The following is a 13,021-nucleotide window of genomic DNA, read 5'->3' as shown; positions in this document are numbered from 1 at the left end:
CTTATGATTGGGGGAGATTGCTGGCTTTGCTGCCAATTTCCCCATTTAAAACCCCACAAAAACAACCATAGAAATTTCACCAATAAATATAAATATGTCAGATAACATGAAAGATTACAGATTTGATTTACACAAAAACCCGAAGTCGATAATTAAAGTAATCGGCGTAGGTGGAGGCGGTTCTAATGCCGTAAACCACATGTATGGTCTAGGTATTAAGGACGTTGAGTTTGTGGTAGTCAATACCGATGCTCAAGCTCTTAAGTCTAGCCCAGTTCCACTTAGATTGCAACTTGGTGCCAATTTGACCGAAGGTCTAGGTGCTGGAGCGAATCCTGAGCAAGGAAAAAATGCAGCGATAGAATCAGAGGATGAGATCCGTGAACTATTGGCTGATAATACCAAAATGGTATTTATCACAGCTGGAATGGGTGGAGGTACCGGTACTGGTGCAGCTCCTGTAGTAGCTAGAATCGCGAAAGAACTGAATATCCTGACTGTGGGTATTGTTACCGCTCCATTCATGTTCGAAGGTAAGAAGAAGATGAATGTAGCTCAGGCGGGTATTGAAGCGCTTCGTGAGAACTGTGATACCGTACTGGTTATTTTGAATGACAAATTGAGAGAGATCTATGGTAACCTTGCCATCAGAACAGCCTTCAGCAAAGCGGATGATATTCTATCTACTGCTGCAAGATCTATCGCTGAAATCATTACTATCCATCAGGATGTCAATGTGGATTTTGAAGATGTGAAGACAGTAATGAAAGATGCCGGTGCTGCTGTGATGGGTTCTTCCACTGAGGAAGGCGAAGGACGTGCGATCCGTGCAGCTGGTGCTGCGATTTCTTCTCCATTGTTGAACAATGTAGACATCAAAGGAGCTGAGAAAATCTTGCTTTCTATTATGTCTGGTGAAGATGAGGAGTTGTCAATGGACGAATTGAGCGAAATCACTGAGTACATTCAGGAGAAAGCTGGTGACAATGCTGAGGTAATCTTCGGTCAGGGTATCGATCCAGAATTAGGCAAAGCTATTCGTGTAACTGTAATTGCTACAGGATTCGAAATGGACAGACTTCAAGGAGCTAGCAAGAAAGTGGAAGTAGCAAAAGCGGTAGTAATTCCTGCACCTGCTCCAGTAGCAAGCACTCCAGTAGAAGAAGTAGAGGAAGAAAAGACAGTAATCAATTTGGATTCTGGAAAATCTGAAAAAGTGAAGGAAGAGTCAGTTTCTGGAGGGTCTACTTTTGTATTCTCTATGCCTAAAACTCCTGCACCTGCACCAGCTCCAGAAGTGAAGCCTGTAGCTGAAACTCCTAAAAGAGAAGAGCCTATTCAAACTCCTGCTCCTAAAAAGGAAAGCCTATTTACTTTCATGAAGCCTAAGGATGAAATTAAAGCTGAAGCTCCAAAGCCTGCTCAAGAGAAAATCGTTCATGATCTTTTCGAAGAGGAAGATGAGAAGAAAACAGAAGATGAGCCTAAGAAAGAAGAGCCTGCAAGTCCTGCTTTTGCCAATGATTACTATGAGCAAATGAAGCAGAAGGCAATTCAGAGAGCGCACGAGCGTTTCGAAAAGCTAAAAGGTAACCGTGCATTCAATCCAACTCCAGACGAATTGAAGGAGAAAATGGAAGTGCCAGCTTATCAGCGTAAAAATGTAGTATTGAACGAACCTCAGCATAGCTCAGAGCCAAGCATCAGTAAGTACAACTTGAGCGATGACAATGAGATTCTAGGTAATAATAGATTCCTGCATGATAATGTGGACTAAGTCCTAAAATTCAAGCAGCATGTCTGCCTGGGTTTGCAGCAAGTCCATGTACAACCTGTTGGTGAGCAGGTTATCTGACATATTTTGCTCTATCTTAGCCAGTCTTGGCTTGAGAGCAAGGACATGCATTCCCAGATAATGGAAGATGTCGGTAAGGTGGCTCATAGCGATGCCACCCCCGCCTATTCCAGATGAAATCCCCACCAAAGCACACTTTTTATTCCTAAATGTATTAGGATAGGTCATCCCATCAATAAAAGTTTTTAGAATGCCCGGGAAAGATCCATTGTACTCAGGTACGATGAAAACAAACTTTTTTCCATCCACTAATTGATCGTGGAATTCGTTGTACGAGTCATGTTTCCCATTATTTTCATACAAAGCATTCTCAATAAAATCACTGGGTAAGTTTTCCAATTCAAGGATTTCTGATTGCTCCCCTCTCTCATTCAGTAGATGTTGATATAGCTCTGCGATGGTTTTGGAAACTGAATTCTTGCGGTTTGTTCCTACGATTATCTTGATCATTTTCTTGTTTTTCTGAAAGGATTACATTCTTGCCAAGGCAAAAGTTCGAAGCTGGGAGGTAATTTATATATTTAGGACTGGCAAATTAATCTCTATGAATTACCTAAATCAAATTTCAGAAGCAACTTCTTTCATTCGCTCACAATATACTGGTGAAGTATCAATCGCCATCATTCTAGGAACGGGCCTCGGTCATTTGGGTGATCAGATTACCGTAGAAAAAGAAATTGACTATGCGGATATTCCTAATTTCCCACTTTCTACTGTGGAAAGCCATTCTGGGAAATTGATTTTTGGAGAGCTTTCAGGCAAAAAGGTTATGGCTATGAAAGGGCGTTTCCATTACTACGAAGGCTATTCCATGCAGGAGGTCACTTTTCCAGTCCGAGTGATGAAAAAGCTTGGGATAAAGACTTTACTTGTTTCAAATGCTAGTGGAGGGCTGAACCCTGATCAGGAAGTAGGAGATGTGATGCTGATACGTGATCATATAGATTTGTTTCCAGAGAGTCCCCTTCGTGGAAAACACTACGAGGAATTTGGGCCAAGATTTCCAGATATGAGCGATGCTTATTCATCAGAATTGCATGCAGTTGCACGGGGTTTTGCGAAAGCAAATAATTTTAGAGTACACACTGGAATCTATGCAGGTGTCCAAGGGCCAAATCTCGAAACTCCCGCTGAGTACAAATATCTACGAGGAATTGGAGCTGATGCGGTGGGTATGAGTACCGTGCCTGAAGTGATCGTCGCGAGACAAATGGGTATTGAAGTTTTTGGGATTTCCGCAATAACCGATTTGGGTGTGGAGGGGAAGATCAAAAGAATCACACTAGAGGAAGTATTAGCTGCTGCCTCTATCGCTGAGCCGATGATGGCAGCGATTATCAAGGAATTGGTAAGAGTGATTAAATAAAGGGCTATTGGGTTAATCTAGCGTAGAGACCTCACTTCTAGTTCTATAGCTAGCCCACTTGCTCAGTAAACCGGCAATAGAAATTATGTGAAGAATCATTGCAGATCCCAGGATTAAGTCAGCGTTTGGATGATCGTTGATTTTAAAATAAGCTCCAAAAAACACCAAACTTACACTGAGAAGCAACACACGAAACATCAGTTTCTGACGCTTGGTTAAGCTGTCCAGCTTTGGGGAAAGTTTGTATAAGAGATTAATCATGTAGGTAAGTTAGTTGCAATAGTGTCAAAACCTGTATCCAAATCTGAGATGCAAATTCACCATGAAGTTCCCCTCATCATAAGAGTATCCTTGGGATTTGTAGAAATAATGTATGTAACCGAATCCAATCCCTGTTTCAAATACAAAATTTGTGGATAAAGGTCGGCGGATTCCCCAAGTGGGTACAATCGACAAATCAGGGATGACGATATCATCGTATTGAGAAATCACAAAGAGATCAGGATGAAAACTGGTTTTTAAAGAAAAGAAATTTCCAAAGTTACCTTTAGTGGTCTTTCCCTTATTACTTCGTTTTGCTAAATTATAATACCATCTAGGTTCCGCTGTGATTACGGGCAAAAACACGTAGCTACTTGTATAGTTCAAATCTCCCCAAGCCTGCATATCTAATCCGATTTCTGCTCTTAAGGCAAATTGATCCGAAAGCCTATATTCATTGTTCAGCCAAACTCCTAAGAAACCTATTTGAAGTTCTGGTTTATTGGTTGTCACTTCTACTTCCTGAGCATTGGCAAGTGAAATTGAAAATAGAAAGACATAAAGAGTGAATAGTTTTTTCATTGAGACTATAATTTTAATTCTCCAAAACTATTCTTTTTTGATTAACAACCAACCAACAACCAACAACCAACAATTATTTCCTAGGATGAAAATCTGTCAGCACCTGCCTCAAATAATCCCGATCTAGATGCGTGTAAATCTCAGTCGTCGTGATGCTTTCATGACCGAGCATTTCCTGAACAGCTCGAAGATCTGCTCCGCCCTCTATCAGATGGGTGGCAAAAGAATGGCGGAACGTATGTGGGCTTATGTTTTTATCAATGCCAGCTTGTTCTGCAGTTTTTTTGATAATCAGAAAAATCATTACTCGTGAAAGCTTTTTGCCACGGCGATTAAGGAATACGAATTCTTCATGGCCTTTGGCAATGGCTTGATGCACACGTACGTCATCTTTATAGATATTCAAATACTTCAGCGCATCCTTCCCGATGGGAACCAAGCGCTCTTTGTTTCCTTTTCCAGTCACTCTCAGAAAACCTACGTCTTCGAAGACCTGACCTTTTTTCAATTCTGTTAGTTCCGAAACACGCAATCCAGAGCTATACAACATCTCTAACATAGCACGATTGCGGTGACCTTCAGGTTCGCCAAGTGGGATAGCTTCTAAGAGTTGGACTATTTCCTGATAACTCAAGGTGTCAGGGAGTTTTCTGCCAAGCTTCGGAGCTTCCAAGAGTTGCGCAGGATCTTCGGTTATGATGTCTTCATACATCAGGTATTTGTAGAAGGCTTTGATGCCGGAGATGATTCTTGCGTGCGTGTAATCTGATATTTCCAGTTTTGCTAAGTCATTCACAAACTTCCGTAAGTGCTCCAATTCCAGGTTCAAAGGGCTTTTTTCTTGGAAATTTGTTTCTGAGTAAGCTGCCAATTTCTCCACATCACGGGTATAAGCTTCTATAGAATTTTCGCTTAGGGATCGCTCCAGCTTGAGGTAATGACGGAATTGTTTGATGTAGTTTTGCCAGGTCTTAGACATTGGAAGATTAAAAATTGAAATATTGGGAAATTAGGTTGGAAAGTTGGAACGTTCAAATGTTGAAAGGTTTTAACTTTCCAATCAGAAACCAATTACCTTTGAATCATCAACCATCAAACCGAATTTTGTTTTGAAAATCCTGATAATAAACGGTCCAAATCTTAATCTTCTTGGAAAAAGAGAGCCAGAAGTCTATGGAAGCACTTCTTTTGAAGAATATTTTGAGGGAATGAAAGTTGCTTTTCCTGATGTTGATCTTCATTATTACCAAAGTAATGTGGAAGGTGAGCTGATCAATAAAATCCACGAAGTAGGCTTTACTTTTGATGCCATATTATTGAATGCCGGAGGATACACCCACACTTCCGTGGCGATCTCTGATGCCATTGCTGGGGTAACTACTCCGACTCTGGAAATACATATTTCGAATATTTATAAGCGGGAAGAATTCCGCCACAAAAGCATTATTTCCAAATCCTGCGTCGGAATGATCTCCGGACTTGGCCTTAAAGGCTACGCACTTGGAATTCTCTATTTTCAATAACCTATTTCCCTATGCTCACATTTGCTCCCGGGCCATCTAAAGTATATGATGCCCTTCCGACTTATTTGCAAGATGCCTACAATGAAGGCATTCTGAGTGCCAATCACCGTAGCAGTGCTTTCATGAACTTGTATCAGGCAACTGAGCAATTGATGCGTGAAAAGCTCCACATGCCAGATGATTACAAGTTGCTTTTCACTTCCAGTGCTACTGAAAATTGGGAAATTATCACCCAGTCCATCGTGCAGCAGGCGAGTTTTCATATTTACTCAGGTTCCTTTGGGAAAAAGTGGATCGGCTTCGCAAAGCATATCAATCCAGCTACTGACGGACTGAAAATCGAAGCAAATGTAGCTATCGATGTCGCAAACTTGGAGATCTCTGAAAACTTCGATGTGATCGCGCTTACGCAAAATGAAACTGCCAATGCTACTCAGGTCTCGATGTCAGTGATTGCTGAGATCAAGGAAAAATATCCTGAAAAAATGATCGCAGTAGACACTACTTCTTCCATGTCTGGAATCGAATTGGATTTCAGTCTGGCGGATATTTGGTATGCATCAGTGCAGAAATGTTTTGGTCTTCCCGCAGGTTTGGGGATACTTATTCTTTCTCCAAAAGCCATAGAAAAGTGCGAAAGCAAAGGAGAAAAGGGGCTATATAACAGCTTGAGTTTTATTCTTGAAAATGCAGCTGGCTATCAGACCCATTATACACCAAATGTACTGGGAATCTATCTGCTCAACCGGGTACTGAAGGATCTGGAAGAAATACAGCACATCGACGAAAATCTGCGCGCGCGTATGCAGAAGTTAGAAACAGCTATAGCTCAATCCAAGTCACTTAGAATGCTAGTGGACAATGCCGAGACTAGAAGTACTACAGTTTTAGCCGTGACTGGCTCGGAAGAATTAATTGCATCTGTGAAAAAGGATGCCGAAAAAGAAGGAATGCAGCTGGGGTCTGGGTACGGCCCACACAAGCCAACAAGTTTCCGAATCGCAAATTTCCCTGCTGTGACAAACGCAGAAATGAATAAGTTGATAGCGTTTTTATCGAAGTATTGAATTTGACCTTTGGGGTTTTCAAAACCCCGAAGGTCTAATGTGTATAAACCTCCGAAGTCTTGATGACTTCGGAGGTTTTGTTTTTATGTAATCGTTGAGTACATAATTTATTGTAATGCTGAAATCTTTTAGTACTGCAATTCCCCCTTGGACTGCATATTCATTTTGGAAATGAGAAGTTAACAAAGGGGGATTTGATTTTCGATCTGGATCCTAGGTCCAAAGCAAATTCCTTTCCTTCACCATTTCATAATCTAAAAACCTTCGAGGTTTTTGAAACCTCAAAGGTTAAATGTCTACTTTCGCGCAATGTTTGATTACAAAGAAATTCTCTCGGTTTCCCTGATCCTTTTTTCTGTGATTGATATACTCGGTTCTATTCCGATTATCGTCAATCTAAGGCAGAAGGTGGGGCATATTCAGTCTGAAAAAGCAACGTTGGCTGCGGGAGTTTTGATGATTCTATTTCTTTTCGCTGGAAAATCGATTTTGAGCCTTTTTGGAATAGGTGTAGAAGATTTTGCAATCGCTGGAGCGCTGATCATTTTTGCTATTGGAGCAGAAATGATCTTGGGTATTGAACTTTTCAAGTCCGATCCCGATGCTAAAGACAGTGCGTCCATTGTGCCTATTGCTTTTCCATTGATCGCAGGAGCAGGGACACTCACTACGATTTTGACTCTGAAAGCTGAGTTTGCACAGATCAATATTGCGATAGGAATTCTTTTAAATCTAGTCTTGGTTTACATCGTGCTGAAAAGTACGGGTTGGCTAGAGCGGAAAATCGGCAAAACTGGTTTGGATGTCCTAAGAAGGATTTTTGGAATTATTTTGCTTTCCATCGCTGTGAAGATTTTCAAAACAAATGCCTTTCCTATTGGAGTAGAATCTGGGATTTAACATTATTCTCCATTTCATTTTTCTTTTCTTTGTCGCATGATTACCATTTATACTGATGGCGCTGCCAAAGGCAATCCCGGTCGGGGCGGCTATGGTGCCGTTCTGAAATTCAACAAACATCGCAAGGAGCTTTCCGAAGGCTTTCGGCTCACTACGAATAACCGCATGGAATTGCTTGCGGTAATTCGTGCACTTCAAGCGATTAATACTACTGAATTCCCTGTTCAGATTTATTCGGACAGCAAATATGTAGTTGACTCGGTAGAGAAAGGCTGGATATGGGGCTGGCAAAAAAAAGGCTTCAAAGACAAAAAAAATCCTGATCTCTGGTTACGCTACATTCCACTTCATCTGAAGTACAAGCCCAAATTTATCTGGGTAAAAGGGCATGCTGGCAACATCGAGAATGAGCGTTGCGACCAGCTCGCTGTGGCTGCAGCAGAGGGATCAGACTTGCTAGTCGATACAGGGTATGAAGAAAGCCAGAAATGAAAGTGAAAAATCATAAGTCCGAAGTGCTTTTTTCAGACTTATGATCTAATACTTTATAATTTTTCCATAGTCACTAACGGTACATCCCCGCGATTGATTTCCAAAAGTGGCTTGTATTCTGACTCTGGATATTGCCAGCCATCTTCTCCCAACTCATAAAGTAGCGGAGCTAGATTTTGCACTGCAGCTTTACAGCCTTGGACGATGGCTCCCATGTTTCCGGTTTGTTTGGAGAGAACTGCCTCGTTTTCGATTTCAAAAGGCCCAGTGAACTTGCGCTCCTTTAGAATATTCACAAATGCTCGCCAATCCATCGAGTCGCCTAATCCAAAACCAGGAAGCGTGGCTTCGTAATGATGTCGATCCCACGGGTTCGTGCTGCTCGTAATTCCAAGTTTAGATGCCAATTCAGGATTTACTTCCTGCATAGGATACATATTTCCCCAGAATGGATCAGGATTGTTTCTAGTGGATTTTACGTGGATTCTCTTCAGGCGATTCATGTCCGTATGTTTGATCACTTCCATAGGATCTGTGTGTTGCCAGACGTCGTGAGAAGGATCGTAGATTTCTCCATGATTTGTTTCTGGAACAAGCTCATACATGATTTTTCGTGCAGCTAAGACTCCTGTAAGGTTATTGAAGGTGCCGAAATGACCTGAGCTTCTCCAGCCTTCCATCGGGCAGTTTTCATAGAGAACTGTCACTCCGAGGCTATTTGCATAGCGGATGATCGGCCCAAAGATCCGCTGATATTCCAACAGGTTTTTCTCAAATCCACCTTCTTGATTTCCGAGTTCGTGATTGTAACCCACGAATGTTCCAACTTTCACATCATTTTCATCCCCACCGAGTAGGTATGCCATTCGGATGAGTCTCAAAAGATGGTTTTGATTCTTAATACGCTCCGCTGGATCTCCTCCGATAAGGTTATCGAAAGCTCCTATGGAAAGTCGAAGTTTGGCTCCATTAAATTTCTCAAGTAGTTTTTTGGCTGCTTCAGGCCCGAAGTTTTCATACTCGAGGTGAGTAGCCACGAAGTCATCACGCGTTCCATCTTTGCGGAAAACACAAAGATCTAGGCCTTGAGAACCAATTTCTAAAGCTTTTTCTACTGTTTGATCCAAATTAAGTTGGTCAAAAGCAGAGGTCATGATCCAGATTGGATTTGCCATTTTATGATAGTTTGGGTGTGAAACAAAAAAAGGAAATAAACCAACTGCTTACAAGCTCATGGTCTATTTCCTTTTAAGGACTTAAAGAAGTTGAAGGCAAATCAATGAACCAATGTGAGCTTTACTTCTTGAGTGCCAAAGTTTGGTATTGATACATTTTGAGAAAGTACAAGCTCAATACTAGTGACGCTGACTACTTTTAAATCTCCGGATGCTCCAGGAATATCTATGACATCACTATTGACTGATAAGATCTTAGTGGATTCATTGTAATCCCATGTGAAGTCCTCAGTCTGTGGAGAAGAGCTATCACATTTGGTAGCGCCAGAATCTACTACTCCAGTTTTAAGATTAGTCTGGAAGTTGAATGTAATAAGGTTGTCAAGATGGCAAGCATCTATAAAAGCACTTGCATCAATTCCTGCTGCAGTGACTTTGCTAAATTTCCAAGTAATGCCTGATCCGATCAGTTCGGCGTCTGTCTTCGGGGGATCAGTATCGTCGTCGCTGCTACATGATCCTAAAACAACAAGGCAAGTGAGTGCCACTAGAAAATTTAATTTGAATAATGATTTCATAGAGAAAAATAGTTTTAAATAGAAAGTCTAAAAATAGGAAAAATTAGAGTTAGGCTAGTCGATATAATGACGAAGAGCTCTATTCGTTTGCTGAATACCTTTTTCTGATTTCTATTTTTTGCTTTTGGCGATTCCAGAGCGCACGAGCTAAATCTGGGGCTACTTGGTCTGGTTCGGATACGTGTAGGATTTTTTTGAGCTTTTCTTCTCCTAGATCAATGCGGTAACAAATCTGTAGCAAGCGCTCAAATTCCCGGTCTAGCATGTATGCGATGACTTTGGTTAGTGTCAGAACGGCCTTTTCTTCGTCAAATTCAGATGTGACTTCTGGAAGTTCAAAGTCTTTTCGAAGCAAAGAAAAAGTATCGAGGGTTATGGATTCACTCATGCTGGGATCAAAAAAGCCCCGAGGTTAACCGGGGCAGTACTATTATTCTTTAGTTTTTCCTTTAGCCTTGGCTTTAGGTTTTTCCACTTTAGCTTTTTCTTCCACTTCAGGAGTTTTTTCTACTTCAGTATCCTCTTTTTTCAATACTTCAGGAGCTTGAACTCGAAGTAATTTGTACCAAGTGATCAATTTCTTGATATCAGAAGTGTAAACTCTCGCTTCGTCTACTTCAGGAAGTATATGCTTCATGAAAGCTCTAAGTTCTGAATCGTCTGGATTAGCATCCAATCCAAGATCACCTTGGAATTCTGCTTCAATCTTTTGCATAACAGACTCTAATGGCTCAGCACCCTCTTCTGTCAATGTGTAGATAGAAATATCGCTTAGAATAGATACACGCTGGGACATGCCTGCAACGAGTTTAGTTTTTTTAGCGTCCATGCTTTCTAGGATCACTCCTGTGCGTGAAGGCTTCAAAACTTTGAACAAACCGGGTTTACCGGCTACGGTGGCAAGATCTTTAAAATTCATTTGGTTTATTTTTTCGAGGATGCAAATATAGGATTATCAATTAAATGATTCACCTAGCTGTATATTCTGTTACTAGTTGTTCCATAAACTTCGTTAGTTCCTTTTTGCCGGTGCTTGCTTCTGCACTTGTCACGAAGTAATCGGGATTTTCTCCGAACATTTCTCTCGTTTTCTTAAGAAACTTCTGGATGTTTAGATCAGTTTTTGATTTGGACTGCTTATCAGCTTTAGTGAATACCAGTGCTGTAGGTACTTCCTGTGTGCCACACCAAAGCAAAAATTCTAAATCAATCTGCTGTGGTTCTAATCTGCTGTCTATCAGTACGAAAACGCCACATAGATTTTCTCGCTTCGTAAGGTATGTAGTGATCATACTTTCCCAACCTTGCTTCACTTTCAGGTTTACTTTGGCGAAGCCATAGCCTGGAAGATCGACTAGGTACCACTTGTCATTGATGACGAAGTGGTTGATCAACTGGGTTTTACCTGGCTTTTGAGAAGTCTTTGCGAGTCCTTTTTGGTTGACTAGCATGTTGATCAATGAGCTTTTGCCCACATTAGATCTACCGATAAAAGCAATCTCAGCTCGGTCTGGCTTTGGACAATTTCCGGGGTTAGAATTACTGATTACAAAGGTTGCTGTCTGGATCATCTGCTGGTATTTGTTTGCAAAAGTACGATATTATCCGAAAAGGGAAGGATGAAGCGGAAGTGTAAGATTTTTCCATTCCTCGTGATTCTTGCCTATTATTGTTCTTTCAAAGACAGAATACAGAATGGCCGTAGTTCCTTACAAAGACAAGCAAGATTCCAAAAAAGATCAGGTAGCTGAGATGTTCAATAACATTTCTGGCAAATATGATTTGCTCAATCACGTGCTCAGCATGGGGATTGATATCACTTGGAGAAAAAAAGCAATTAAATATCTGAAAGATGATCAGCCAAAGTTGATCTTGGATATTGCTACTGGTACCGGAGATTTTGCAATTGAAGCGCTTTCTCTAAACCCAGATAAGATCATCGGAGTGGATATTTCCGAAGGAATGCTAGAGGAAGGACGAAAGAAAATGAAGAAAAAAGGTCTGGAAGATAAAATCGAGCTTCAGCTTGGTGATTCTGAAGGATTGCTTTTTGAAGATAATAAGTTTGACGCAGTCATCGTTTCTTTTGGTGTTAGGAACTTTGAGAACCTGGATAAAGGGCTAGCTGATATGTATCGCGTGCTCAAGCCAGGAGGAAAAGTGGTGATTTTGGAATTTAGCAAGCCAACTAAAGCTCCGATGAAGCAGGCGTATGCGTTTTATTCCAAAGCAATTTTACCGCAAATCGGTAAATTAGTATCGAAAGATAATTCTGCTTATACCTATCTTCCTGAGTCAGTACAGGCATTTCCAGACGGAATGGACTTCCTGAGAATTATGAATAACGTTGGATTCACTAGTAACCTATGCAAACCACTCACATTTGGAATAAGCTCAATCTACGTAGGAACAAAGTAGTCCTAGTAGGTTTAGTATTTTTCTTAGCAACGATTCCAACGTTTGGGCAAGGGATGTTTGGCTTGACTTCAGCTTCAAGCTCTGATAATAAACCTCTTTCTTACGGATTCTTTTTGGCTACCCATAATAGCACACTGAGAGTGAAGTATTCTGATGCTTTTCTGAATTCTTCGGTGACAAATGCCTTCACTAATGTGCGAAGTATACAGCCTAAGTTTTCTCCTGGATTTTCACTGGGCTTCATAGGGATCTTGAGATTTCATGATCAGGTTTCTATGATGTTTACTCCTAAAGTGGGGTTCTATGAGTATAAGACGGAGGTGACTTATTTTGGTGTAGAATTAGATCAAAGTCTTATTCAGACTAATCCTGTTGGGTTTCCTATAGACGGTGAGCCGCCTAGGGTAGGAGGAATAGTTGAGTATACCTCGGAAGAAACTGTAGTAGAACTTCCACTTCTATTCAAATACCGGTCACAACGATTCAACAATACAAGAATGTATTGGCTGGGTGGAGCGAGCTATCAGTTCCGTACCAAAAGCCAGGATGAAGCAAATGTGGATGATATCGTCATGACTGGTCAGGATTTTTCGCTTGAGGCAGGAATGGGGTTTGAAGTTTATTTTAAGTACTTCAAATTTGCTCCAGAGATCCGCTTCTCTCATGGTTTGAATAATCTTTATCAGGCCGAAAATACAATTCCAGAGCTAAGGGATGCCATTTCTTCGCTTAAGAAAAAATCAATTACTATTTATCTGAATTTTCAGTAAAGGTTAGATTTGGGAAGGGTTTTTTAACTTGATC

At 41.0% G+C, this 13,021-nt stretch carries 17 protein-coding genes; 8 read left to right on the top strand and 9 right to left on the bottom strand.

Annotated elements, in window-relative coordinates:
- Positions 1-106: 106 nt before the first annotated feature.
- The gene (gene ftsZ / locus BM291_RS03575; RefSeq protein ID WP_092894937.1) at positions 107-1,777 is read left to right on the top strand and encodes a cell division protein FtsZ; all 1,671 of its coding nucleotides are present in this window, start codon (positions 107-109) and stop codon (positions 1,775-1,777) included.
- A 3-nt stretch (positions 1,778-1,780) separates the two neighbouring features.
- On the opposite strand, the gene BM291_RS03570 is transcribed toward ftsZ, so the two are convergent.
- A complete protein-coding gene (locus BM291_RS03570) occupies positions 1,781-2,305 on the bottom strand; it encodes an NADPH-dependent FMN reductase (protein WP_092894793.1) in 525 nt (174 codons plus the stop codon).
- A 94-nt stretch (positions 2,306-2,399) separates the two neighbouring features.
- On the opposite strand from BM291_RS03570, the gene BM291_RS03565 reads away from it, so the two are divergent.
- Complete coding sequence (locus BM291_RS03565; protein WP_092894792.1) at positions 2,400-3,221, top strand: purine-nucleoside phosphorylase; 822 nt, start codon at positions 2,400-2,402, stop codon at positions 3,219-3,221.
- Positions 3,222-3,233: 12 nt separating this feature from the next.
- Here BM291_RS03565 and BM291_RS03560 read toward each other — a convergent pair whose 3' ends face one another.
- The 3 genes from BM291_RS03560 to xerD all read right to left on the bottom strand — a co-directional run bounded on the left by BM291_RS03560 (position 3,234) and on the right by xerD (position 5,043).
- Positions 3,234-3,482: a hypothetical protein gene (locus BM291_RS03560; protein ID WP_092894791.1), complete on the bottom strand. Its 249-nt coding sequence runs from the start codon at positions 3,480-3,482 to the stop codon at positions 3,234-3,236.
- Positions 3,483-3,506: 24 nt separating this feature from the next.
- Entirely contained in the window at positions 3,507-4,064 is a 558-nt protein-coding gene (locus tag BM291_RS03555) for a hypothetical protein (protein ID WP_092894790.1), read from the bottom strand.
- 73 nt (positions 4,065-4,137) lie between these two features.
- A complete protein-coding gene (gene xerD, locus BM291_RS03550) occupies positions 4,138-5,043 on the bottom strand; it encodes a site-specific tyrosine recombinase XerD (protein ID WP_092894789.1) in 906 nt (301 codons plus the stop codon).
- A gap of 130 nt (positions 5,044-5,173) precedes the next feature.
- Here xerD and aroQ point away from each other — a divergent pair, with 130 nt between their 5' ends.
- The 4 genes from aroQ (at position 5,174) to rnhA (ending at position 8,046) form a co-directional block, all read left to right on the top strand.
- Positions 5,174-5,587: a type II 3-dehydroquinate dehydratase gene (gene aroQ / locus BM291_RS03545; RefSeq protein WP_092894788.1), complete on the top strand. Its 414-nt coding sequence runs from the start codon at positions 5,174-5,176 to the stop codon at positions 5,585-5,587.
- An 11-nt stretch (positions 5,588-5,598) separates the two neighbouring features.
- The gene (locus BM291_RS03540) at positions 5,599-6,654 is read left to right on the top strand and encodes an aminotransferase class V-fold PLP-dependent enzyme (protein WP_092894787.1); all 1,056 of its coding nucleotides are present in this window, start codon (positions 5,599-5,601) and stop codon (positions 6,652-6,654) included.
- Positions 6,655-6,963: 309 nt separating this feature from the next.
- The gene (locus BM291_RS03535) at positions 6,964-7,554 is read left to right on the top strand and encodes a MarC family protein (protein ID WP_092894786.1); all 591 of its coding nucleotides are present in this window, start codon (positions 6,964-6,966) and stop codon (positions 7,552-7,554) included.
- A gap of 36 nt (positions 7,555-7,590) precedes the next feature.
- Positions 7,591-8,046: a ribonuclease HI gene (gene rnhA / locus BM291_RS03530; protein ID WP_092894785.1), complete on the top strand. Its 456-nt coding sequence runs from the start codon at positions 7,591-7,593 to the stop codon at positions 8,044-8,046.
- Positions 8,047-8,099: 53 nt separating this feature from the next.
- Here rnhA and BM291_RS03525 read toward each other — a convergent pair whose 3' ends face one another.
- The 5 genes from BM291_RS03525 to yihA form a co-directional block, all read right to left on the bottom strand.
- A complete protein-coding gene (locus BM291_RS03525; protein ID WP_092894784.1) occupies positions 8,100-9,221 on the bottom strand; it encodes a sugar phosphate isomerase/epimerase family protein in 1,122 nt (373 codons plus the stop codon).
- A gap of 101 nt (positions 9,222-9,322) precedes the next feature.
- On the bottom strand, positions 9,323-9,799 hold the full coding sequence (locus BM291_RS03520) for a lipocalin family protein (RefSeq protein WP_092894783.1): 477 nt from the start codon (positions 9,797-9,799) through the stop codon (positions 9,323-9,325).
- Positions 9,800-9,878: 79 nt separating this feature from the next.
- Positions 9,879-10,187, bottom strand: a complete 309-nt coding sequence (locus BM291_RS03515; protein WP_092894782.1) for a hypothetical protein — start codon at positions 10,185-10,187, stop codon at positions 9,879-9,881.
- A gap of 42 nt (positions 10,188-10,229) precedes the next feature.
- On the bottom strand, positions 10,230-10,718 hold the full coding sequence (locus tag BM291_RS03510; RefSeq protein WP_092894781.1) for a DUF5606 family protein: 489 nt from the start codon (positions 10,716-10,718) through the stop codon (positions 10,230-10,232).
- A 49-nt stretch (positions 10,719-10,767) separates the two neighbouring features.
- Positions 10,768-11,370, bottom strand: a complete 603-nt coding sequence (yihA, locus tag BM291_RS03505; protein WP_092894780.1) for a ribosome biogenesis GTP-binding protein YihA/YsxC — start codon at positions 11,368-11,370, stop codon at positions 10,768-10,770.
- A 124-nt stretch (positions 11,371-11,494) separates the two neighbouring features.
- On the opposite strand from yihA, the gene ubiE reads away from it, so the two are divergent.
- Together ubiE and porT are read left to right on the top strand one after the other, a co-directional pair.
- Positions 11,495-12,217 carry a bifunctional demethylmenaquinone methyltransferase/2-methoxy-6-polyprenyl-1,4-benzoquinol methylase UbiE gene (ubiE, locus tag BM291_RS03500; RefSeq protein ID WP_092894779.1) on the top strand — a complete coding sequence of 241 codons (723 nt, stop codon included), beginning with the start codon at positions 11,495-11,497 and terminating at the stop codon, positions 12,215-12,217.
- Entirely contained in the window at positions 12,166-12,987 is an 822-nt protein-coding gene (gene porT, locus BM291_RS03495; protein ID WP_092894778.1) for a type IX secretion/gliding motility protein PorT/SprT, read from the top strand. Before ubiE ends, porT begins: the two co-directional genes overlap by 52 nt.
- Positions 12,988-13,021: the final 34 nt, after the last annotated feature.

The organism is Algoriphagus aquimarinus (assembly GCF_900112005.1).
Classification (GTDB): domain Bacteria; phylum Bacteroidota; class Bacteroidia; order Cytophagales; family Cyclobacteriaceae; genus Algoriphagus; species Algoriphagus aquimarinus.
This window is presented reverse-complemented; position numbering and strand designations above follow the sequence as displayed.